This window comes from Micromonospora sp. IBSANI012 (genome assembly GCF_052814045.1).
Map to the genome: position 1 here is coordinate 4,597,152 of NZ_CP199933.1, position 21,537 is coordinate 4,618,688.

The window sequence follows — 21,537 nt, forward strand, 5'->3', positions numbered from 1 at the left end:
CGGCATGGCCACCACCTCCATCCGATGTCCGGGTGCCGCGTTCGATGCCGACGGTAGGTGCCGCGGCGACGCGCCGAAAGCGATTTCCCCGGCGACGGGCCGGCCCGGTACCGCTAGGGTCGGTGCGTGACCACTGATCCGCTTCTGCTGACCGGTGAGGTGGACGACGCCACGGCCCGGCTCCTGCGCGCCGCGGCCGCTCTCGACGACGCGGACGTCGCGGCGCCCTCGCTGCTGCCCGGCTGGACCCGCGGGCACGTCCTGGCGCACCTCGCCCGCAACGCCGACGGCTTCGTCAACCTGCTGACCGCCGCCCGTACCGGCGAGCCCATCCCGATGTACGCCAGCCCGGAGGCCCGCGCCGCCGACATCGAGGCCGGCGCGTCCCGGCCGCCGGCGGCCCACCTGGACGACCTGCGCCACTCCGCCGAGCGGTTCGCCGAGGCGGTCGCGGCCATGCCCGTCGAGGCGTGGTCGGCCACGGTGCAGACCCGGCGTGGCCCGTGGAAGGCCGCGATGCTGGTCTGGGGGCGGCTGCGCGAGATCGAGGTGCACCACGTGGACCTCGACGTGAGCTACCGGGCGGCCGACTGGCCGGCGGCCTTCGCCCACCACCTGCTGCACGAGGTGGGCGGAGGTCTGGCCGCCCGCACCGACGTCCCGGCGATGGTGCTGCGCTTCGACGGCAGCCGACACGAGCTGGTCGTCGGTGAACGTGAGGGCGCGCCGCTGGTCAGCGGCCCGGTCGCCGAGCTGGCCGCCTGGTTGATCGGGCGCAGCCGCGGCGAGGCGCTGACCGTCACCCCCGACGGACCCCTGCCGACTCCACCGGAATGGATATAGACACGTCATGAGCTACACCGGAGACGTCACCGCCGGCGGCCCGCCCGCCGTCCGGGAGCTGGACCGGCTCACCGTCACGAAGCTGTCGGTGGGCCCGATGGACAACAACGCGTACCTGCTGCGCTGCAAGGGCACGGGCGAGCAGGTGCTCGTCGACGCGGCGAACGAGGCCCCGCGGCTGCTCGACCTGGTCGGCGACGGCGGGTTGGCCGCGGTGGTCACCACGCACCGGCACATGGACCACTGGGTCGCGCTGGAGGAGGTCGTCGCGAAGACCGGCGCCCGCGCCCTGGTGCACGCCGACGACGCCGAGGGTCTGCCGATCGAGGCGGAGCGACTCGCCGACGGCGACACCGTGCCGGTCGGCGACTGCGCCCTGGAGGTGATTCACGTCCGGGGGCACACGCCGGGCTCCATCGCCCTGCTCTACCGCGACCCGGCCGGCACCCCGCACCTGTTCACCGGGGACAGCCTCTTCCCGGGCGGGGTCGGCAACACCGACCAGGACCCGGAGCGCTTCGGCCAGCTCATCGACGACGTGGGACAGAAGCTTTTCGACCGGCTGCCGGACGAGACCTGGTTCTACCCGGGGCACGGCAAGGACAGCACGCTCGGGGCGGAGCGCCCGTCGCTTCCGCAGTGGCGGGCCCGCGGCTGGTGAGGCGTCCGGCGTCGGTCAGGTCGGCTGGCCGGCGCCGGTCAGGGCGCGCAGCCGGCGCCGGGTGCCCAGCAGCACCACGCCGGCCAGCGCCAGGCCGACCGCCATGGTGACCAGCATCGGGCTGCTCTCCCCCGGCAGCAGCCCCGCCAGCGACCGGGACGCGGTGCCCAGCGCCAGGTAGAGGCCGGCCCAGAGCGCGGCGCCCGCCGTCGCGCAGGACACGAACCTCCGGTACGACATCCGCAGCCCGCCCGCGGCCAGCGGCAGCAGCGCGTTGAACACCGGCAGGAAGGGCGCGATGAGCACCATCCGCCCGCCGCCGGAGCGCAGGATCCCCTCGGCCGCGGCCCAGCGGGCCTCGCCGATCCAGCCGCCGACCCGGCTGTGCCGCAGCCGCTCGCCGTACACCCGGCCGGCGAGGAAGCTCAGCGACCAGCCGGCGACGCAGCCCGCCACCACCGCGGCGACGGTGGCCACGCCGGTCGCCGGCCGGCCCACCCCCACCGCCGCGAGAACCGCGACGTCGCCGGGGACCAGCACCCCGAGCAGCGGTACGGCGTCGGCGAGCATGACCAGCCCCAGCGCCCCCATCAGCAGGGTGGTGGGCAGCTCCCCGACCTGGGCCAACGTATCCAGCATGGCCATGACGCTATGGGCCGCGGGCGGCCGGCACATCGGGTTCGGTCCCCCACCCCGCCCTGAACCCCGGCTCGGGGTGACCCCTGAGCCGGCCGTCGGGTCAGCGCGGCCGGAGCACCTGCACCCGGCGTACCGACGAGTCAACGAACGGCTCGGTGGTGGGCACCGGATAACTGGCCACGACCTCCAGGGCCTCGGTCGGCAGGTGCCCCCGGTCGGGGTCGCCGACCAGCACCACCGCCCCGGCGGCGGCGGCCCGGCGCAGGAACGGCAGCACCCGCCCGGCCAGACCCGCGTCGTAGAGCACGTCGCCGGCGAGCAGCAGGTCCACCCCGGTACCGTCGCCGTCGAGCAGGTCGCCCTCGGTGGCCGTGACCGCCACCCCGTTGGCCCGGGCGTTGACCGTCACCGCCGCCACCGCCCACGGGTCGACGTCGTTGGCGACGACCTCGGACGCGCCGGCCAGCGCGGCGGCGATGGCCACCAGACCGGAGCCGGCGGCCAGGTCGAGCACCCGACGTCCGGCGGCCAGTTCGGGGTGGTCGAGCAGGTACCGGGCGAGGCCCTGCCCGCCGGGCCAGGCCGATGCCCAGTACGGCGGCGGGAGGGTACGGCCGGCCGCCGCCTCCATCCGGGCCCACCAGACGATGGCGTCCTCGGCGAGGTACAGCCACACCTCCGGCACGAACGGCGTGGGCACCAGCCGCAGCCGGTCCAGCCCGTCGCCCGGCGCGCCGATTTCGCGCGTCAGGACGCTCAACGCCGCCGTGCTGGGTCCGCCCACCGGTCGAGCATGCCGGAGCCGACCGGGCATCGCGCGGCTTTCGCGCCCGACTCGCGATTTTTCCGTTTGCCGCCTTGCGGCACTTCAGCCAGCGAACGACCGTTCCGCCGGTTACCCTCGGGGGGATACAGGGCGATCATCCGTCGACACGCGGGTGCTCACCCGTCTTGAACAGGGAGAGATGCATGGCAACCGGCACGGTCAAGTGGTTCAACTCGGAAAAGGGCTTCGGCTTCATCGAGCAGGACGGCGGAGGTCCGGACGTCTTCGTCCACTACTCGGCCATCGCCTCCAGCGGCTACCGCGAACTGAACGAGGGCCAGAAGGTCGAGTTCGAGGTGACCCAGGGGCAGAAGGGTCCGCAGGCGGACAACGTCCGTCCGCTCTAGTTCCGTGCCGGTGGCGGCGGTCGGGGTCGGCCGCCGCCACTGCGCGTGCCCGGACCGGTCCGACCGCGGCCGGCCGGTGTCCGGCCTGCTCAAGCGACCAGGCGGCGGGCGAGTTCGTCGGCGACCTGCTTGGCGATGGTCGGCGGGATCGCCGCGGCGATCTTCTCCGGCGTGAGGCCGGCCAGGACACCCTGGACGATCGCCGCCTCGTCGGTGAAGTCCTTGTTCGCGAGCGCGGTCAGCGCCGTCTGCAGCGCGGTCAGTTGCGCGCCGAGCGACTTCAGGGTCGGGTGCTGGACGACGAACGCGGGGTCCGTGTGGTCCTCGCCCAGCGCCATCCGGGTGTAGATCTGGCCGACCGGGTTACGTCCGTCCAGGACGGTCAGGTTGCGGTGGACGGTCTGCAGCCAGTTGTGCTCTTCGGGGGTCATGTCCTCGTCCTTCAGGAGTCCGATGGTCGTGAGATAGCGCCGGAACAGCGGTCGCTGGTCCCGGTTCGCCTTCGTGGAGTCGCGGAAGTAGCTGAAGTGGGTGTGGTACAGGTGCGAGTCGTCGCCGCTGCTGCGCCTGCCCAGCCGGTCCCACCGGCGGACGACGTTCCCGTCCGGTGAGTAGATGATCTCGCGCAGGTCGCGGCTGTCCGGCGTGTTCGCCACGCACTGGGCGACGCACCAGGTGGAGAACGTGTGCAGGTTGTGCGTCCGGCCGCCGGAGCGGACCTCGAAGATGCCGACGTCCAGCGCGGAGGCGTACAGGGTGAGCCCGGTCGAGTCCCGGGTGGACTCCACCACCGAGTAGTCGTTGGTCACCACCCGGTCGGAGCCGCAGTGGTAGCCGCCGCGATGGGCGGGATCGCCGACGATGCCGACCTCACCGGGTTCGAGGTCGTCGTCGCGAACCGTGTCGGGGTCGATGTTGAGGTTGTCGAGCAACAGGCGGCGGGCGGCCAGCAGATTGGCCGGAGCCGTTGTCATGGGATCCCCCTTCCGTAGGGTCAGGGGCCGGGCAACGACAGTGACACCGCGTGGCGGTATACGGATGCGGGAGCGAGCCCGACCAGGAGCGGCACTTCGTCGGGCGTTGGCTGAACGATAACCGGACGAACGGACAAACGCCCAGCTCAAACGGCCTCTCTTCAGATGGGACGAAGCTGTGAGCCGGCTGAGACGGCCAGCCGTAGCACGCCGTGCCACCCGCGCCGCCACCCAGCATGGACTGACGTCCACAACGGAGAGTGACCGGCACGCCGGACCGCGGGTGCGCGGAAGCCTTGGCCGGAAAGGCCTCGCCCGGGCGCCGGGGTCAGCTCGTCGGGCGGCGCGCCGACTCGGCCCGGACGGCGTCCCGGTGCGCCCGCATCGAAGCGACCATCGTCGCCATGAAACGGTGCACGACCTCCAGCTCCTCGTCACTGAAGCGGGCCATCACCTCGTCGGTGCGCCGGCCGAGCGGGCCGAAGAAACTCATCGCCAGCGCGGCGCCCTGGTCGGCGTAGTGCAGGAAGACCTTGCGCCGATCGGCCGTGTCCCGGTCGCGGCGGATGTGCCCGGCCCGCTCCAACCGGTCGATCAGTGCGGTCACCGAGCCCGAGGAGAGGTTGAGCTGCTCCCCCAGCCGCCCGGGGGTGATCGGGTCGCCGGTCAGTTCCGCGTCCATGACGGCGATCAGCGCGTGCAGGTCGGTGGGGTTGAGCCCGTGCAGGCCGGCGAACGCGTGCCCGATGTGCTGCGCGTCCACCGAGTACCGCCGCAGGTCGTTGGTGATGTCGGCGACCAGCTGACTGCGTCGGTCGTCCCGCCGTCGATACATGTCGTGCGCTGCCACGTCTGGTCGTTCCCCCTGTCGGACCGCCGCCCGGGTGCAGCATAGAGCAGCCCTCGACAATCTCGTTTGCCAAGATACTCGACGACTTGCACTAATGCTCTCGCTCGACAAGACTCTTGACAGTCGAGATTTCAAGTCGAGGGACCGTGAGGGCATCCGATGTCTGTGTTCACCCGCGTCGCCCGCGGCCGGCTGGCCGCCTGGCTCACCGTGGTAGCCGCGCTCGTCGTCGGCGCGGCGGTCTTCGGGCTGCCGAAGCCCGCCAATCCCGACCCGGTCTCCACCACCGGCCTGTCGGTCGGGTGGCAGTCGACCCAGGTCGAGCGCCTCCAGGACCAACTGCCCTCCAGCGACACCCAGCCGGCGATCGTGGTGCTCAGCCGCGCCGACGGCGGGGCACTCACCGAGGCCGACCGCGCCGCGCTGACCGCACGCTCGGGCGAACTGGCCCGGTTGGCCGTCGGCGGTCGGATCAGCCCGCCGCAGGTCGCCCCGGACGGCACGGTGGCGCTGGTCGCCGTACCGCTGTCCACCGCCGGTGGTCAGGAGCAGGTCGGGCTGACGGTGGACCAGCTCCGCGCCGCCCTGGACGGCCTGCCCGACGGGCTCGCCGTGCAGGTGACCGGCGGGCCGGCCTTCACCGCCGACCTCACCAAGGTCTTCGAGGGCGCCGACACCACGCTGCTCCTGGTCACCGCCGCCGTGGTCGCGCTGCTGCTGCTGATCACCTACCGCAGCCCGTTCCTGTGGATCGTGCCGCTGGTCGTCGTCGCGGCGACCGAGCAGCTCACCCTGCGCGCCCTCGACACGATCGTCCCGGCGGTCGGCATCAACCTGCCCGGCGGCGCCGTCACCGGCATCGCCAGCGTGCTGGTCTTCGGCGCCGCCACCGACTACGCGCTGCTGATCATCGCGCGCTACCGGGAGGAGCTGCGCCGCGAGGAGGACCGCTTCGTCGCCATGCGGGCCGCCCTGCGCCGCACCGCCGAGCCGATCCTGGCCAGCGGCATCACCGTGGTCCTGGGCGTGCTCACCCTGCTGCTGTCCGAGCAGGAGCTCAACCGGGCCCTCGCGGTGGCCTGCGCCACCGGTGTGGTCTTCGCCATGCTCTCCGCGCTCTTCGTCCTCCCCGCCGCGCTGGTGATCTTCGGCCGGGGGCTGTTCTGGCCGTTCGTCCCCCGGGCCGGCAGCGCGGTGCGGGAGGGCCGGCTGTGGAGCCGGCTCGGCGCCGCCGTCGTCCGTCGGCCGGCACCGGTCGCCGTCCTCGCCACGCTGCTGCTCGCCGGCCTGGCGCTCGGCGGGCTCGGCATCCGCACCGGCCTGTCCGAGACCGAGCAGTTCCGGGTGAAGCCCGAGGCCGTCGCCGGCGCCGAGACGCTGGCGAAGGCGTTCCCGGCCGGAACCACCCAGCCGGTTGCCGTACTCACCACCCCCGCGGCCGCACCGGCCGTCACGGCCGCCGCGGCGGCCGTCCCCGGCGTCGCCTCCGCGCGGCCCGGCGAGGCGGGCGCCGGCATCGCCCAGGTCGACGTCGTACTGGCGGCCGAGCCCGGCACCACCGCCTCCGACCGGGCGATCGAGGCGCTGCGGGACGCGGTCGCCGCGGTCCCCGGCTCCGCCCCGCCCGCGGTCGACGGCGCGGACGGGTTCTCCGGGGCGGTGGTCGGCGGCCCGGTGGCGGCCACCTACGACTCGACCGAGGCCGACGGGAAGGACCTGCGGCTGATCCTGCCGATCATCCTGCTGCTCGTCGGCGCCGTGCTGGTGCTGCTGCTGCGGGGCCTGGTCGCCCCGGTGCTGCTGGTGCTCACCGTCATCGCGTCGTTCTTCGCCAGCCTCGGCGCGGCGTGGCTGCTCTTCGACCACGTCCTCGGGTTCCCGGCGCTGGACAGCGGCGTCCTGCTGATCGCGTTCGTGTTCCTGGTGGCGCTCGGCGTGGACTACAACATCTTCCTGGTCACCAGGGCCCGGGAGGACGCCCGCAGCGCGGGCACCCGGGACGGCATGCTCTCCGCGCTCCGGGTCACCGGCGGGGTCATCACCAGCGCCGGCATCCTGCTCGCCGCGGTCTTCGCCGTCCTCGGCGTCCTGCCGCTGATCACCCTGACCCAGGTCGGGATCATCGTCTGCATCGGTGTGCTGCTCGACACCCTGCTGGTGCGCACGGTCCTCGTCCCGGCGCTGGCCTTCCTGCTGGGCGACCGGTTCTGGGCGCCGGGCCGCATCCACCGCGATCCCGCGCCCGACGCGCCGGTGGAGCCGGAGCCCGTCGCCGCACGGCACTGACCGTTTCCGGGGCCGGGGCGCGCGTCGCGTCCCGGCCCCGCGCGGCACTGACGTGACGCGGTGTCGAGCCGGCGGGAGCGGGGGCGGGGCTATCGGGGCGGTGGGGTGCCGGTGGCGCGTACCGCCCGGTCCCGGGTGGCCCAGGCGACCACGAACACCGCCGTCCAGGCCACCCCGAGCAGCACCGAGGTGACGGTCCCGCTGGCCGTGCTCCAGCCCAGGTAGAGACGGGCCCCGCCGAGCACGGCGATGCCGGCCGCCGCCGCCGTCCAGGCGGCCACCGCCACCGGCCAGCGGGCGTCGCGGGAGACCAGCCAGGCGAGCGTGCAGAGGCTCGCGGCGACCACCGCGTTCTGCGTCGGGAACATGACAGCCGCCCGGGCCGACGGAGTGGCGTCGGCGACCACCGCCAGCACCACCAGCGGCAGGAAGGCTCCCACCGTGCCGAAGACGCTGAGCAGGTCCGCCCGCCAGGGCCGGTGCCGCCAGGCGAGCACCCCGGCCACCACCGCCACCAGCACGATCAGGATCGACCCCCGCAGCACCGAGACCGTGGTCAGGGCGGCCTGCACCGCGCCCGGGGTACGGCGGTGCGCGAACCAGTCCGCGATCGCGCCGTCGACCACGGCCAGCCCGCTGAAGCGCACCACCGCCTCCAGCAGCCAGGCGACGCCAAACCCGGCCGCCGACAGCAGCAGCAGGCCGCCGCCGAGGTTGAGCAGCAGCGCCCAGCCCGGCCCGAGGTGCATGGCGACCAGGAAGAAGAGGATGCCGTAGCGGCCGGTGACCCAGCGCACAGGCGGCAGGGCGGCGGCCCGGGTCAGCAGCGCCCGCGCCGGGTCGGGATGGCGTCCCAGCCACCGCCCGGCCAGCACGATCGCGGCCAGCACGGCCAGCAGCACCAGCACCACCCCGGTGGCCCGGCCCAGCAGCCGGGAGACCGTCTCGTACGACTCACCGGCCAGGTAGCCGAGCAGCACGGAGCCGCCCACCCAGGTCGTCACCCCGGCCAGGTTCCACGGCGCGAACCGCCGGTACGGCAGGCCGGCCGCGCCGGCCAGCCGGGGCACCAGGGTCCGGGCGAAGGCGATCCACCGGGCCGCGAACACCCCCCGCCCGCCCAGCCGGCCCAGCAGCGCGTCGGCCCGGGCCCACCGCTCGGGTCCCACCCGGGTGCCCAGCCCGCTGGCGCGCAGCCGGGGGCCGTACCGGCGGCCGGACCGGAACGCGAGTGTGTCTCCCATCACCGCCGCACCTGTCATGACGAGCAGCGCGGGAACAAGCTGAAGCGTCCCCGCGTAGGCTAAGAAGCCGACCAGCAACAGGGTCGCCTCGCCCGGCACCAGCAGACCGAAGATCACCGCGGTCTCCCCCGCGACGATTGTCGCGGCGATCACATAGATCAGCAGGGACGGCAGGCCCTGCAGCGAGGTCAGCAGGTCATGCATCCGGTCCCCATGAACACGGGGGCCAGCATGCCAGCCGCGCGAACGGTCGGAACAGCAGTTCCGGCACAGATCCGGGCTATCTGGGGGTGACCCCGACACGTGCCCCGGCAACCGTAGACAGGAGTATGGAGGGTATGCAGCTTCGCACCGACCTCCGCAACGTCGCCATCATCGCCCACGTCGACCACGGCAAGACGACCTTGGTCGACGCCATGTTGCGGCAGGCCGGCGCCTACGGCGCCCGCGGCGAGGTAACCGAGCGGGTCATGGACTCGATGGACCTCGAACGGGAAAAGGGCATCACCATCCTCGCCAAGAACACCGGCGTGCGGTACATGCCGGCGGACGGCTCCGACGCGGTCACCATCAACATCATCGACACCCCCGGCCACGCCGACTTCGGCGGCGAGGTGGAGCGCGGCCTCACCATGGTCGACGGGGTCGTCCTGCTGGTCGACGCCAGCGAGGGCCCGCTGCCGCAGACCCGGTTCGTGCTCCGCAAGGCGCTCAAGGCCCGCATGCCGATCATCCTGGTGATCAACAAGGTGGACCGCCCGGACGCCCGGATCAAGGAGGTCGTGGACGACACCTACGAGCTCTTCCTGGACCTGGACGCCGACGAGGAGCAGATCGACTTCCCGATCGTCTACGCCTGCGCCCGCGACGGCATCGCCTCGCTGACCCAGCCGGCCGACGGCTCGGTGCCGGACGACAGCAGCTCCCTGGAGCCGCTGTTCCGCACCCTGCTGGACACCATCCCGGCGCCCGCGTACGAGGAGGGTGCGCCGCTGCAGGCGCACGTCACCAACCTCGACGCCTCTCCGTTCCTCGGCCGGCTGGCGCTGTGCCGCGTCCGGCAGGGCACCATCCGCAAGGGCGAGTCGGTCTCCTGGTGCCGCACCGACGGCAGCACCCAGCGGGTGCGCATCTCGGAGCTCCTGATGACCGAGGGCCTGGAGCGCAAGCCGGCCGACTCGGCCGGCCCGGGCGACATCATCGCGGTCGCCGGCATCCCGGAGATCATGATCGGTGAGACCCTGGCCGACGCGGAGAACCCGACCCCGCTGCCGCTGATCACCGTCGACGAGCCGGCCATCTCGATGACCATCGGCACCAACACCTCGCCGCTGGTCGGCCGGGTCAAGGGCGCCAAGGTCACCGCCCGGATGGTCAAGGACCGGCTCGACAAGGAGCTGGTCGGCAACGTCTCGCTGCGGGTGCTGCCGACCGAGCGGCCGGACGCCTGGGAGGTGCAGGGCCGTGGTGAGCTGGCGCTGGCCATCCTGGTGGAGCAGATGCGCCGGGAGAACTACGAGCTGACCGTCGGCAAGCCGCAGGTCGTCACCAAGGAGATCGACGGCAAAATCTGCGAGCCGGTCGAGCGGCTGACCATCGACGCCCCGGAGGAGTACCTGGGTGCGATCACCCAGCTGCTGGCCACCCGTAAGGGTCGGATGGAGCAGCTGGTCAACCACGGCACCGGCTGGATCCGGATGGAGTGGCTGGTCCCGGCGCGCGGCCTGATCGGCTTCCGCACCGAGTTCCTCACCGACACCCGGGGCACCGGCATCCTGCACCACGTGTTCGAGTCGTACGAGCCGTGGTTCGGCGAGCTGCGGACCCGGCAGAACGGTTCGCTGGTCGCGGACCGGGCCGGCGCCGTCACCTCGTTCGCCATGATCAACCTTCAGGAGCGCGGACAGCTCTTCGTCGAGCCGACCACCGAGGTGTACGAGGGCATGATCGTCGGGGAGAACTCCCGCTCCGACGACATGGACGTCAACATCACCAAGGAGAAGAAGCTCACCAACATGCGGGCGTCGACCTCCGACGAGACCGAGAAGCTGATCCCGCCGCGCAAGCTCTCCCTGGAGCAGGCGCTGGAGTTCTGCCGCGAGGACGAGTGCGTCGAGGTCACTCCGAGCGCGGTCCGGATCCGCAAGGTGGTGCTGGACCAGACGGCGCGCGGCCGGGCCGCCGCCCGTCGCAAGCACGCCGGCTGACCCACCGCCCGGCACACCACCGGAGCCCGGACCGCCTCTGCGGTCCGGGCTCCGCCCGTTCCCGCTCCTCACCGGCCGTCGGTCACGACCGGACCGGTTTGACGGCGAGCAGGGCGAAGAGGTCCGGCACCGGGCCGGACCCGGACTCGGTGGTCCGGGTCAGCGTGAGGCCGGCGGCGGTGACCGCGTTGAGCAGGTCGGCCAGGGGTACGTGCCAGGCGCCGACCCGGGCCCGCACCCCGTGCGTCGACCAGACCCGGAAGCTGCGTTCCCGCTCGGCGTAGCCGCCGTCGACGACGATCCGCCCGGGGTCGGACCGGTCGGCGAACGGGCCGATGAAGCACGGGTGCACGCCGACGTGGACGAAGCGCCCGCCGGGCGCCAGCACCCGGGCCGCCTCGGCGATCACCGCCGGGTAGTCGGGCACGTCGGTGTGGGCGAGCACGCAGGCCACCGCCGGCAGCGCCGAGTCGGCGACCGGCAGCGCGGCGGCGTCGCCCCGGGCCACCGGCAGCCGGGCGAGGGCGTGCCGGAGCTGCCCGCCGGAGAGGTCGACGCCGACCGGCTCCCAGCCCAGCCGGCGCAGCTCGGCGGCCTGCGCGCCGGTGCCGCAGCACAGGTCGAGGCAGCGGCCCGGGCCGGGACCGAGCAGCTCGGCGAGCTGCCGGCGGACCCGGGTCATGTAGTCGGCGGCGGTGTCGGAGGCGAACTGTTCGTACCAGTCGGCGTGGGCGTCGTACGCGGCAACCGTCATGTCGGCACGGTAGGCGCCCGGACCGGGGTCGCGCTGTCCCGCGCCGGGGATGATCGGCTACGGTCACCGGCATGGTCTGGGATGATCTCGACGCGCGGCTGGAGCGGGTGCCCGGCAGCGTCTCGGCGTACGTGGGGCGGCTGGGCGCGGCACCGACCTGGACCCGCCGGCCCGACGCCACCCACTACGCGGCCAGCACGATGAAGGTGGCGGTGCTGCTCGCGCTGCACCGGGCCGCCGAGGCGGGCGAGCTGGACCTGGACGCGCCGATCCCGGTGGTCAACGGGTTCGACTCGGCGCAGCCGGGCACGCCGCGTTTCGCCTGCGCCCAGCACTACGACAACGACGACGCGGTGTGGGCGCGGGTGGGCGGGAGCGCCCCGCTGCGCTGGCTCGCCGACCGGATGATCACCCGGTCCAGCAACCTGGCCACGAACATCGTGCTCGGCCGGGTGGGCCTGCCGGCGGTGGCACGCGCCTGGGCGCTGGCCGGGGCCCGGCACAGCGTCACCGGCCGGGGCATCGAGGACTTCGCCGCCCGGGACGCGGGCATCACCAACCTGGTCACCGCCGCCGACCTCGCGGCGCTGCTCGGCGGGCTGGTCACCGGGGCCGCCCGCCCGGGGCCGCTGGCCTCCCCGGCCGCCTGCACGGCGATGACGGACGTGCTGCTGGCCCAGGAACACCGCGAGGACCTGGCCGCCGGGCTGCCCGAGGGCACCCGGATCGCGCACAAGAACGGCTGGGTACGGGGAGTCCGGCACGGCGCCGGCGTGGTCCTGCCGGACGACGCCCCGCCGTACGTGATCGTGGTCTGCACCACCACCGACCTCGCCGACGGCGGCGCGACCGGCGAGGAGGTCGAGGACGACGCCTGCCGGCTGATCGCGGAGATCTCGGCAACGGTCTGGGCGGCCCGGCACGACCTGGCCGGCTGACCCCGGGCGCGTCACTCCAGCAGGTTGTCCCGCAGCGCGTCGCGCACCTCGTCGGTGACGCCCAGCCCGTCGCGCAGGTACGCGTCGAACGAGCCGTGCACCCGGCGCACCTCGTCGTAGGCGGCGTCCAGGTACTCCGGGCGCACCTCCAGCACCGGGCGCACCGTCTCCGGGTCCAGCGCCGGTTGCCGGCCCACCATCGCCTCCAGCAGCACCTCGCGCAGGCTCACGGTCAGCTCGTTGTGGCACAGGTAGTCGGCGCGGATCGCCGCGGGGTCCACGTCCAACGCGGTGAGCAGCAGCACCGCCAGCCAGCCGGTGCGGTCCTTGCCGGCCGAGCAGTGGAAGAGCAGCGGCAGGTTGTCCGCCTCCGCCGCCAGCCGCAGCGCCGTGCCGAACCCCGCCCGGGCCGCCTCCCCGGTGACGAACCAGCGGTAGATCGCCGCCATCGCCGCCGGGGTGCCCTCCCGGGCCAGCTCGTCGTACGCCTCCAGGTCGTGGCCGAGCAGCAGTGCCGAGACGTACGTGAAGACCGGGTGCGCCGGGTCGAGGACCGGCAGGTGCACCACCCGGGGCTCCCCCACCAGCCGGTCCGCCGGGGCGACCACCATCTCGGAGGCGTCCCGCAGGTCCACCACGCAGGCCGGGGCGAGCTTGCCCAGCACCGGCAGGTCGGCGTCGGTGAGCCGGCCCAGCGCCGGGGTGCGGATCAGCCGTCCGGCGCGTACCCGGCGCCCGTCGGCGGTGGGCAGCCCGCCCAGATCACGCGCGTTCGGCGCGCCCACCAGCTCCCAGTCCCGCCTGCCCATTCGGCCTCCCCCTGCGCTGCCCGTCTCCGTATAGGGTGCCGCACATGACGATCGCCGCGGTACGCACCCACCGGCTATCCGCACCCCTGCACACCCCGTTCGTCACCGCGCTGCGCCGCACCACCACCGTGGACACCCTGGTGGTCGAGGTGATCGACTCCGACGGGCGGTCCGGCTTCGGCGAGGCGCCCCAGGTCTGGAAGGTGACGGGCGCCTCGGTCGCCGGCGCCGAGGCGTGCGTACGCGACATGCTGGCCCCCGCGGTCGCCGGCCGGGACGCCGACGACCTGGTGGCCCGCTGCGCCGAGGTGCGCACGGCGGTGACCGGGAACGAGTCGGCCAAGGCGGCGCTCGACGTCGCGCTGCACGACCTGGCGGCCCGGCGGCTCGGCGTACCCCTGGCGCGGCTGCTCGGCGGCACGACGCTGCGCGTCCCGACGGACGTCACGCTGGCCGCCGGCGACGCGGTGGAGCTGGCGGCGGCGGCCAAGCAGCGCCGCGGCGAGGGCTTCGACGTGCTCAAGCTCAAGGTCGGCACGGACGCGGCGACCGACCTGGACCGGGTCCGCGCGGTGCGGGCGGCGGTCGGCCCCGGGATGCGGATCCGGCTGGACGCCAACCAGGGCTGGACCCCGCGCGAGGCGGTGCGGGTGATCCGGGGCATCGTCGACGCCGGGCTCGACGTCGAGCTGGTCGAGCAGCCCGTGTCCCGGTGGGACCTGGACGGCCTGGCCTGGGTCAGCGACCGGGTGGAGGTGCCGATCCTGGCCGACGAGTCGGTCTTCGGCGTCCGCGACCTGGTCGAGGTGATCCGCCGCCGGGCGGCCGACATGGTCAACGTCAAGCTGGCCAAGTGCGGCGGCCTGCACACCGCCCGCACCCTGCTCGACCTGGCCCGCGCCCACGACATGGGCACCATCGTCGGTTCCATGATGGAGAGCGCGGTCGGCATCGGGGCGGCCGCCAGCCTGGTTGCCGCCTACCGCACCACGGCCGTGTCGGACCTGGACGCCGCCTGGTGGCTGGCCTGGTCGCCGGTGCGCGGCGGGATCCGGTACGACGGCGCCACCGTCGTGCTGCCGGACGCGCCCGGGCTGGGCATCTCCTCCGTCACTGAAGCAAAAGTGCAGCCCCGCAGTTGATGATCGTTGGTTTTTTTCATAAGGTCCGGATAGGCGCCCGCCCGAACCGGAGGTCGACGTGAAGCTGCAACCGGGCCGCGAGGCCGTCGTCCGGGTCGCCGTCGCGACGCTCTGGGCCACCCCCGAGGCGGTACGCCCCGTCGACCGCCCCGCCCTCGCCCCGCGCACCGACATTCCGGCCTGGGTCGCCGGGATGGACACCGACCAGCGGGTCGGCGAGTGCGTGCTGAGCCAGCTGCTGCTCGGCGAGCGGGTGCTGGTCACCGAGCTGCGCCCGGACGGCTGGGCCCGCGTGGTCGCCGTCGAGCAGCCCGCGGCGGAACTCGACCCGCGCGGCTACCCCGGCTGGCTGCCCACCGCCCACCTGGCCCCCGACGAGCCGGTCACCCCCGGCGGTGAGCCGCTGGTGGTCGACGCCGGCGTCACCGGCCTGCACGCCGCGCCGGACGGCCCGGTGGTGGTGCCCGGCGTCGTCCTCGGCACCCGACTGACCCCGGCCGGCGGCCCGGTCGACGGGTGGCGTCCGGTGCACGCCCCCGGCCACCCGGGGCCGCTGTGGATCCCCGAGGCGGACGTGGTGCCGCTGCCCACCGGCCGGCCGGAGCCCGGCGAGGTGCTGGCCGTCGCGGAGCGCCTGCGCGACGTGGTCTACATCTGGGGCGGCGTCTCCAGCCACGGCATCGACTGCTCCGGCCTGGTGCACCTGGCCTGGCGCCGGTTCGGGGTGACCCTGCCCCGCGACGCCGACGACCAGGCCGAGGCCACCGCGCCGGTGCCGCTGGGCGAGGAGCACCCCGGCGACCTGTACTTCTTCGCCCGCCCCGGGCGCCCGATCCACCACGTCGGCATCGTCACCGCCGAGCCCGGCGGCGACCGTCGGATGCTGCACGCCTGCTACCGGCAACGGCGGGTGCTGGAGGAGCAGCTCCCCGCCGACCGGACCGCCACCCTGGTCGCCGTCCGCCGGGTCTGACTCGTACGCGAAAGGGGCACCCCGGCGAACGGGGTGCCCCTCTTCCGCGTACGCGGGTGAGGCTCAGCGCCGGGCGTCGGCCAGCTCGCGGCGCCGGTCCCGGGACGACTTGACCAGGCTGGCGGCGGTGGCCACGGCGAGGGTGCCGAGGATGACCGTCAGGGAGAGCCAGATCGGGATGTGCGGGGCCCACCCGACGTGCTCCCCGCCGTTGATGAACGGCAGGGTGTTGTCGGCCAGGGCCTCCAGCACCAGCTTGACGCCGATGAAGCCGAGCACCACCGCCAGGCCGTAGCTGAGGTAGATCAGCCGGTCCAGCAGGCCGCCGAGGAGGAAGTAGAGCTGCCGCAGCCCCATCAGCGCGAAGACGTTCGCGGTGAAGACCAGGTACGGCTCCTGGGTGATGCCGAAGATCGCCGGGATCGAGTCCAGCGCGAAGATCAGGTCGGTGGTGCCGATGGCGATCATCACGATCAGCATCGGGGTGAACAGTCGCCGACCGGCCTGGTGCGTGGTCAGCTTCGCGCCGTCGTAGTCCTTGGAGATCGGCAACGCCTTGCGGCTCCACCGGATCAGCAGGTTCTCGCTGAACTCGCCCTCGTCGGGCTCGCCCTGCCGGGCGAGGTTCACCGCGGTGTAGATCAGGAACGCGCCGAAGATGTAGAAGACCCAGGAGAACTGGGAGATCAGCGCCGCGCCGGCGGCGATGAACCCGCCCCGCATGACCAGAGCCAGCACGATGCCGATGAGCAGCACCTTCTGCTGGTACGGCCGGGGCACCCCGAACCGGGCCATGATGATCACGAAGACGAAGAGGTTGTCCACCGAGAGGCTGTACTCGGTGAGCCAGCCGGTGTAGAACTGGCCGGCCGCGCTCGCGCCGGAGGTGAGCCAGAGCCCGCCGCCGAAGATCAGGGCCAGGGCCACGTAGAAGCCGACCCACAGGCTCGACTCGCGGACGCTGGGTTCGTGCGGCCGTCGACCGACGATGAAGAGGTCGACGAGCAGGACCGCCGTCATCACGACGAGGGTTCCGGCCCACACCAATCCGGACACGTTCAAATCATTCCTCCGGCAGACACGCGGCGTCGGGCACACCGTACGCCGAGTGACGGCGGGGGTGGGCGGCGACGCCGACTCTGGTGACTGTCGGAGGTCTCTTCCGTCAGCGACCCGCGGGCGGGGCGATGACCGACGGCGCCGGGTCGGGCCGCCGGGTTCGGCGGTCGACCGTGCTGACGACTCCGTCGCGGGGGAATACTCCCCTCCTTGTCGGCCATTGTTCACCATCCCGGCCGGGCACCGCATCTCCAGGTACCTGGATTGCCGGCAGTATCACCTTCCGACACGATCCGTGGCACATCCCCTACGCCGTCCTAGGAGGCTAGGTGTCATCCGGGGTTCGGCGCGGCCGGGTGGTGGACGCGCTGCTCAGCCGGGTGGCAGCAGCGGATCGGCGAGCGACCAGCCGGCGGCCAGCAGGGCGTCGCAGGCCGCCACCGCCCGGGCCAGCCGCTCCGGGTGCGGCCCGGTGAGCTCGATCACCGGCACCCCGCAGCCGGCCAGCTCGGCCCGGAACCGCTCGGTCATCCAGGCCCGCAGGTGCGCGCCGTCGCGCAGCCCGTCGTCCTCGAACGGCACCCCGACGTGGTCGGTCAGCAGGTAGAGCGCGGGCCGGCGGGCCGCCGCCCGGACCGGCTCCGACGCCGAGCCCAGGTACCGCTCCTCCCACACCGCGGTCGCCCGGGCGTCGGTGTCGCAGACCAGCAGCGGGCCGCTGGACCGGGCGGCGGCGTCCTCCGCCGCCTGCTGGGCGCGGACCACCTCGACGAAGTCGTCCCGGTCCCAGGTGACGTCGAAGACCGTCGCCGCCGGCCGCCCGGCGCGCAGCCGGGCCAACTTGCGGGCGGTCAGCTCCCGGCCGTACTCCGGCACCCAGGCCGTGCCGTAGTGCGCGGCGAGGGCGGCGGCCATCGTGGTGGTGCCGGTGGACTCCGCCCCGACCACCACCACCCGCCGGACGAACCAGGCCCGCACCGCCGGGCTCAGCCGGTCCCAGTGCCCCGCCGGGTCCGCCCGCACCGCCGTGCCGGAGACCGGCACGACCCGCCGGTCCGGGTCCACGCAGACCGCCGTGGCGTCGAACCGCCGGGCCAGCTCCCCGCCGTACGCCTCGGAGGAGAACACCGCGTCCACCGGGCGCCCGCCGAGCGCGGCGGAGAAGACCGCACAGTGCGCGTCCCAGACCGCCGGGTCGGCGTAGTCCACCGGGTGGTCGTCGTAACGGCCGACGAACCGGACCCAGGGGGTGTGCGCGTGCGCCTCGCGCAGCCAGTCCAGCCGCAGCTCGAGCGGGATGGACTCCCGGCGCGACGGCGCCACCACCACGGTCACCGCCGCGCAGCGGGCGGCGGCGGCCTCGATCAGGGCGTGGTGCCCGGCGTGCGGCGGGTAGAACTTGCCGACCACCATGCCGTGCCGGAACTCCGGCCGGGCTGGTCCGGCGGGCGACCCGCTCACGCGGTCGCCCTCCAGCCGGGCCGGTCCGGCGGGCGACCCGCTCACGCCGCCGCTCTCCGTTCGCGACTGCGGGGCTCGCAAACCCGGCTCACTCCTCGCGCTCACAATGTCGCCGGAGCCGGACCGGGCGGCACCACGGTCGGGGCGCCGGCCGCGCGCAGGTCGGCCCGCCAGGCCCGCAACCCGAGTACGCAGAGCGCCAGGAAGACCAGGTAGAGCGCGCCGGTGAGCCAGAGACCCTTGTACGCGTAGAGCGGGATGTAGACCAGGTCGGCCACGATCCAGAGCCACCAGCTCTCCACCAGCTTGCGGGTCTGCCCATAGGTGGCCAGCAGCGACAGCGCGGTGGTGAACGCGTCGGCCAGCGGCACGGTGGAGTCGGTGGCCCGGTCCAGCAGCGCCCACAGCCCGCCGGTGAGCAGCACCCCGGCGACCGCCAGCCCGGCCCACTCCCGGCCGCTCGTCCGGCTGACCGTGAGCCGGCTGCGCAGCTCGCCGCCGAAGAGCCAGTGGTACCAGCCGTAGAGACCGAGCAGCACGTAGACGACCTGGAGGCCGGCGTCGGCGTACAGGCCGGCGGTCCAGAACAGCACCATCAGCAGCAGCACGTTGGCGATGCCCACCGGCCAGTTCACGATGTGCTGCCGGGCGACCAGCCAGACGTTGAGCACGCCGGTGGCGAAGCCGAGCAGCTCCGCCCAGGTCGTCCCGACGCCCCCGGCGGTGAACGCCACCGTGGTCAACCAGTCCAGCATGATCCGCCCCTCCCCTGGCCCGAGCGATCACCCTAGGGCCGGGGCGGCCGACGGAGAAGACCCCTCCCCGCCGGTCCCACCGGCGGGCATGCGAGGCTTCGGTCATGGTGCTTGAGGTCGCGCTCATCGACGTACTGCCCGGACACGAGGACGAGTTCGCCGCCGCCTACGCGCAGGCGCAGGCGCAGGGGATCCTCGCGGGCGTCGAGGGCTGCCGGTCGGTCCGGATGACCCGGGGCATCGAGACCCCGACCCGGTTCGTGCTGCTGGTCGAGTGGGACTCGGTCGAGGCGCACGAGCAGAACTTCCGGGGCACCGAGGCGTTCGACAAGTGGCGGGCGCTGATCGGCCCGCACTTCGCCGGCCCGCCCCGGGTCGAGCACTTCGTCGACGTCCCGGCCTGATCCGGCGGATCCACGCCCGTCGTTGTCGTACCCCCCGGTTACCGTGCGACGCACGCGCGGCACACCGGCCCCGACGCGTTCGGGGGCGCCGGGTCCGGTGGCCGCGCGGCGGCAATCCGCTGGCGCCGACCGGGGCGCGGCGGGTTGACTGTCGATCATGAGTGATCGGGTCTTCCTGGTGACCGGCGTGAGCCGCCGGATCGGCATCGGCGCGGCGGTGGCCCGGCTGCTCGCCGCCGACGGGCACCGGTTGCTGCTCAGCGGGCTGCCGGCCTACGACGACGCCCAGCCCTACGGCGGCGACCCCGACGGCGTGCCCGCGCTGCTCGCCGAGCTCGGCGCCGCCGCCGGGTACGTCCCGGCCGACCTGCTCGACCCGACCGCGCCCGGTGCACTGGTCGCCGAGGCGGTTCGCCGGCACGGCCGGCTCGACGCGGTGGTGGCCGTGCACGCGTACTCCACCCACACCCCGCTCGGCGCGCTCGACGCCACCGAGATCGACCGGCACCTGCTGGTCAACGTCCGGGCGACGCTGCTGCTCGCCGAGGCGTTCGCCGCCGCGTTCACCGCCGGCTCGGGCGGCCGGCTGGTGCTCTTCTCCAGCGGGCAGCGGCTCGGCCCGATGCCCGGTGAGCTGGCGTACGCCGCCAGCAAGGCCGGCGTGGAGAACCTGACCGCCCAGCTCGCCCCGCTGCTGATGCCGCGCGGCATCACGGTCAACTGCGTCAACCCCGGGCCCACCGACACCGGCTACGCCCCGCCGGACGTGCACGCCGCGGTGGCCGGGCTCTTCCCCGGCGGGCGGTGGGGCACCCCGGCCGACGCCGCCCGGCTGGTCCGCTTCCTCTGCTCGCCCGAGGCCGACTGGATCACCGGACAGGTGATCGACTCGGAGGGCGGCTTCCAGCGGCACCGCTGAGCGGCGCTCACCCGCCGGCCGAGCGACCCGCCTCCCCCTCGGCACCGCCGGGGCGCGCGCCGTTGGCGACCTCGCCGGCCCGGTCGCGCAGCAGCGCGGCGGTCTCCTCCGCGCTCAACGCCACCGCCGACAGCCACCCGGTCATCCGCTCGTAGCGGGCGACGTCCGCGTCGGTCACCAGCCGCACGTCGTTGGTGAGCGCCTCCAGCATCACGGTGCGCGGGTCGGCCGGGTCGGGGAAGGAGTAGCAGGAGTAGGCGGTCAGCGCGTGCACCGCCCCGGGCGGGGCGGCCGTGCGGGGCACCACCCGGATCGTCACGTTCGGCAGGTCGGCCAGGGCGAGCAGGTGCGCCAACTGCTCCTGCCAGATCTCGACCGGGACGCCGGCCGGGTCGCAGACCCGTTCGTCCAGCAGGCCGGTGTAGTGCGGCGGGTCGGGGCGGCGCAGCACCTCCTGGCGGGCCAGTCGCGCCCGCACGTCGGCCTCCACGTCGACGTCCGGGTGCAGCAGCCGGCCGGCGAGGACCCGCAGGCGGGCGTACCCGGGGGCCTGGAGCAGACCGGGTACGACGGCCGGCTGGTACTCCACGATGGCCGCCGCCCCCGCCTCCAGCTCGGCGTACGTGCGCTGCCGCTCGTGCATCTCGCCGAGCGCCTTCCACCAGCCACGGCTGGTCGCGGCGTCCCGGGCGATGACGATCAGCGCCTCCCGCTGCGGCGACGGCACCTGGTAGACGTCCAGCAGGTCCAGCACGTCGGCGAGGTCGGGCCGGCTCTGCCCCAGCTCGATGCGGGACAGCTTCGACGTGGAGGCCCAGCCCAGCAGCCCACACACCTGTTCCAGGGTGAGCGCCTCCCGCCTGCGCAGCTGGCGCAACTCGGCGCCGAGGCGCGCACGGCGAATGACAGGACTCGATGACAACGGCATCCCGGCCTCCCCACGACGGAGGGTACGCAGGACCGTCACCCAGGGCAATACCTTGCTTGCGCACCGCAACCGCCCGGTGACGCCCCCGTCGGGTGCGACCCCCGCGCCGCCGGGCGGAGCGCACCGGTCAGGGCCGGTACGTGCCGAACGACCAGACGTTGCCGGCGAGGTCGCGGGCGGTGTAGTCGCGGGAGCCGTAGTCGGTGTCGAAGGGCTCCCGGACGATCTCCGCGCCGGCCGCCCTCGCCCGGCCGTGATGGGCGTCGACGTCGTCGACCGCCACGTAGACGACGTAGTCGTCGTCGGCCGGCCGGACCCGGGGACCGCTCCCGGTGGCCAGCATGATCAGATCGCCGCCGTAGCCGAGTTGGGCGTGCGCGACGGACCCGTCGGGCCCGTCGTGCACCTCGTGGACCTGGAAGTCGAACGCCGCGCAGAGCCAGTCGATCGCGGCACGGGCGTCGGGATACCGGAAGACCGGGTAGATGCTTCGCATGGCCCGAGTCTGCCGCCGGCCC

General features: G+C 73.8%; 22 protein-coding genes. 10 read left to right on the top strand and 12 right to left on the bottom strand.

Going from position 1 to position 21,537, the window contains the following annotated elements:
* Positions 1-126: 126 nt before the first annotated feature.
* A complete protein-coding gene (locus ACTWM8_RS21140) occupies positions 127-843 on the top strand; it encodes a maleylpyruvate isomerase family mycothiol-dependent enzyme (protein WP_446210553.1) in 717 nt (238 codons plus the stop codon).
* Positions 844-850: 7 nt separating this feature from the next.
* Positions 851-1,504 carry an MBL fold metallo-hydrolase gene (locus ACTWM8_RS21145; RefSeq protein WP_446210554.1) on the top strand — a complete coding sequence of 218 codons (654 nt, stop codon included), beginning with the start codon at positions 851-853 and terminating at the stop codon, positions 1,502-1,504.
* Between the two features lie 15 nt (positions 1,505-1,519).
* On the opposite strand, the gene ACTWM8_RS21150 is transcribed toward ACTWM8_RS21145, so the two are convergent.
* On the bottom strand, positions 1,520-2,143 hold the full coding sequence (locus ACTWM8_RS21150; RefSeq protein ID WP_446210555.1) for a DedA family protein: 624 nt from the start codon (positions 2,141-2,143) through the stop codon (positions 1,520-1,522).
* A 100-nt stretch (positions 2,144-2,243) separates the two neighbouring features.
* Positions 2,244-2,957, bottom strand: coding sequence for a class I SAM-dependent methyltransferase (locus ACTWM8_RS21155; protein WP_446210556.1), 714 nt, complete (start codon positions 2,955-2,957; stop codon positions 2,244-2,246).
* Positions 2,958-3,112: 155 nt separating this feature from the next.
* Between ACTWM8_RS21155 and ACTWM8_RS21160 the strand changes: the two genes are divergently transcribed.
* Positions 3,113-3,316 carry a cold-shock protein gene (locus ACTWM8_RS21160; protein WP_088961229.1) on the top strand — a complete coding sequence of 68 codons (204 nt, stop codon included), beginning with the start codon at positions 3,113-3,115 and terminating at the stop codon, positions 3,314-3,316.
* An 89-nt stretch (positions 3,317-3,405) separates the two neighbouring features.
* Here ACTWM8_RS21160 and ACTWM8_RS21165 read toward each other — a convergent pair whose 3' ends face one another.
* Both ACTWM8_RS21165 and ACTWM8_RS21170 read right to left on the bottom strand, forming a co-directional pair.
* A complete protein-coding gene (locus tag ACTWM8_RS21165) occupies positions 3,406-4,290 on the bottom strand; it encodes a hypothetical protein (protein ID WP_446210557.1) in 885 nt (294 codons plus the stop codon).
* A gap of 328 nt (positions 4,291-4,618) precedes the next feature.
* Entirely contained in the window at positions 4,619-5,125 is a 507-nt protein-coding gene (locus ACTWM8_RS21170; protein ID WP_446214620.1) for a MarR family winged helix-turn-helix transcriptional regulator, read from the bottom strand.
* 174 nt (positions 5,126-5,299) lie between these two features.
* On the opposite strand from ACTWM8_RS21170, the gene ACTWM8_RS21175 reads away from it, so the two are divergent.
* A complete protein-coding gene (locus tag ACTWM8_RS21175; RefSeq protein ID WP_446210558.1) occupies positions 5,300-7,426 on the top strand; it encodes an MMPL family transporter in 2,127 nt (708 codons plus the stop codon).
* A gap of 89 nt (positions 7,427-7,515) precedes the next feature.
* On the opposite strand, the gene ACTWM8_RS21180 is transcribed toward ACTWM8_RS21175, so the two are convergent.
* A complete protein-coding gene (locus ACTWM8_RS21180; protein ID WP_446210559.1) occupies positions 7,516-8,874 on the bottom strand; it encodes a DedA family protein in 1,359 nt (452 codons plus the stop codon).
* Positions 8,875-9,008: 134 nt separating this feature from the next.
* On the opposite strand from ACTWM8_RS21180, the gene typA reads away from it, so the two are divergent.
* Positions 9,009-10,877 carry a translational GTPase TypA gene (gene typA / locus ACTWM8_RS21185; protein ID WP_446210560.1) on the top strand — a complete coding sequence of 623 codons (1,869 nt, stop codon included), beginning with the start codon at positions 9,009-9,011 and terminating at the stop codon, positions 10,875-10,877.
* Between the two features lie 82 nt (positions 10,878-10,959).
* Here typA and ACTWM8_RS21190 read toward each other — a convergent pair whose 3' ends face one another.
* Entirely contained in the window at positions 10,960-11,631 is a 672-nt protein-coding gene (locus ACTWM8_RS21190) for a class I SAM-dependent methyltransferase (protein WP_446210561.1), read from the bottom strand.
* Between the two features lie 71 nt (positions 11,632-11,702).
* On the opposite strand from ACTWM8_RS21190, the gene ACTWM8_RS21195 reads away from it, so the two are divergent.
* The gene (locus tag ACTWM8_RS21195) at positions 11,703-12,569 is read left to right on the top strand and encodes a serine hydrolase (RefSeq protein ID WP_446210562.1); all 867 of its coding nucleotides are present in this window, start codon (positions 11,703-11,705) and stop codon (positions 12,567-12,569) included.
* 11 nt (positions 12,570-12,580) lie between these two features.
* Here ACTWM8_RS21195 and ACTWM8_RS21200 read toward each other — a convergent pair whose 3' ends face one another.
* A complete protein-coding gene (locus tag ACTWM8_RS21200; RefSeq protein WP_446210563.1) occupies positions 12,581-13,378 on the bottom strand; it encodes a tyrosine-protein phosphatase in 798 nt (265 codons plus the stop codon).
* Between the two features lie 44 nt (positions 13,379-13,422).
* Between ACTWM8_RS21200 and ACTWM8_RS21205 the strand changes: the two genes are divergently transcribed.
* Together ACTWM8_RS21205 and ACTWM8_RS21210 are read left to right on the top strand one after the other, a co-directional pair.
* Complete coding sequence (locus ACTWM8_RS21205) at positions 13,423-14,520, top strand: mandelate racemase/muconate lactonizing enzyme family protein (RefSeq protein ID WP_446210564.1); 1,098 nt, start codon at positions 13,423-13,425, stop codon at positions 14,518-14,520.
* A 58-nt stretch (positions 14,521-14,578) separates the two neighbouring features.
* On the top strand, positions 14,579-15,493 hold the full coding sequence (locus ACTWM8_RS21210; protein WP_446210565.1) for a C40 family peptidase: 915 nt from the start codon (positions 14,579-14,581) through the stop codon (positions 15,491-15,493).
* Positions 15,494-15,556: 63 nt separating this feature from the next.
* Here ACTWM8_RS21210 and ACTWM8_RS21215 read toward each other — a convergent pair whose 3' ends face one another.
* From ACTWM8_RS21215 to pnuC, 3 genes are all read right to left on the bottom strand, one after another.
* Complete coding sequence (locus tag ACTWM8_RS21215) at positions 15,557-16,555, bottom strand: TerC family protein (protein WP_446210566.1); 999 nt, start codon at positions 16,553-16,555, stop codon at positions 15,557-15,559.
* A 369-nt stretch (positions 16,556-16,924) separates the two neighbouring features.
* Positions 16,925-18,058 carry an AAA family ATPase gene (locus ACTWM8_RS21220; RefSeq protein WP_446210567.1) on the bottom strand — a complete coding sequence of 378 codons (1,134 nt, stop codon included), beginning with the start codon at positions 18,056-18,058 and terminating at the stop codon, positions 16,925-16,927.
* 56 nt (positions 18,059-18,114) lie between these two features.
* The gene (gene pnuC / locus ACTWM8_RS21225; protein WP_446210568.1) at positions 18,115-18,768 is read right to left on the bottom strand and encodes a nicotinamide riboside transporter PnuC; all 654 of its coding nucleotides are present in this window, start codon (positions 18,766-18,768) and stop codon (positions 18,115-18,117) included.
* Positions 18,769-18,872: 104 nt separating this feature from the next.
* Between pnuC and ACTWM8_RS21230 the strand changes: the two genes are divergently transcribed.
* Together ACTWM8_RS21230 and ACTWM8_RS21235 are read left to right on the top strand one after the other, a co-directional pair.
* A complete protein-coding gene (locus ACTWM8_RS21230; protein ID WP_446210569.1) occupies positions 18,873-19,172 on the top strand; it encodes an antibiotic biosynthesis monooxygenase family protein in 300 nt (99 codons plus the stop codon).
* Positions 19,173-19,329: 157 nt separating this feature from the next.
* Positions 19,330-20,091, top strand: coding sequence for an SDR family oxidoreductase (locus ACTWM8_RS21235; protein WP_446210570.1), 762 nt, complete (start codon positions 19,330-19,332; stop codon positions 20,089-20,091).
* A gap of 7 nt (positions 20,092-20,098) precedes the next feature.
* On the opposite strand, the gene ACTWM8_RS21240 is transcribed toward ACTWM8_RS21235, so the two are convergent.
* Positions 20,099-21,019, bottom strand: a complete 921-nt coding sequence (locus tag ACTWM8_RS21240; protein ID WP_446210571.1) for a helix-turn-helix domain-containing protein — start codon at positions 21,017-21,019, stop codon at positions 20,099-20,101.
* Between the two features lie 127 nt (positions 21,020-21,146).
* Positions 21,147-21,515 carry a VOC family protein gene (locus ACTWM8_RS21245; RefSeq protein WP_446210572.1) on the bottom strand — a complete coding sequence of 123 codons (369 nt, stop codon included), beginning with the start codon at positions 21,513-21,515 and terminating at the stop codon, positions 21,147-21,149.
* Positions 21,516-21,537: the final 22 nt, after the last annotated feature.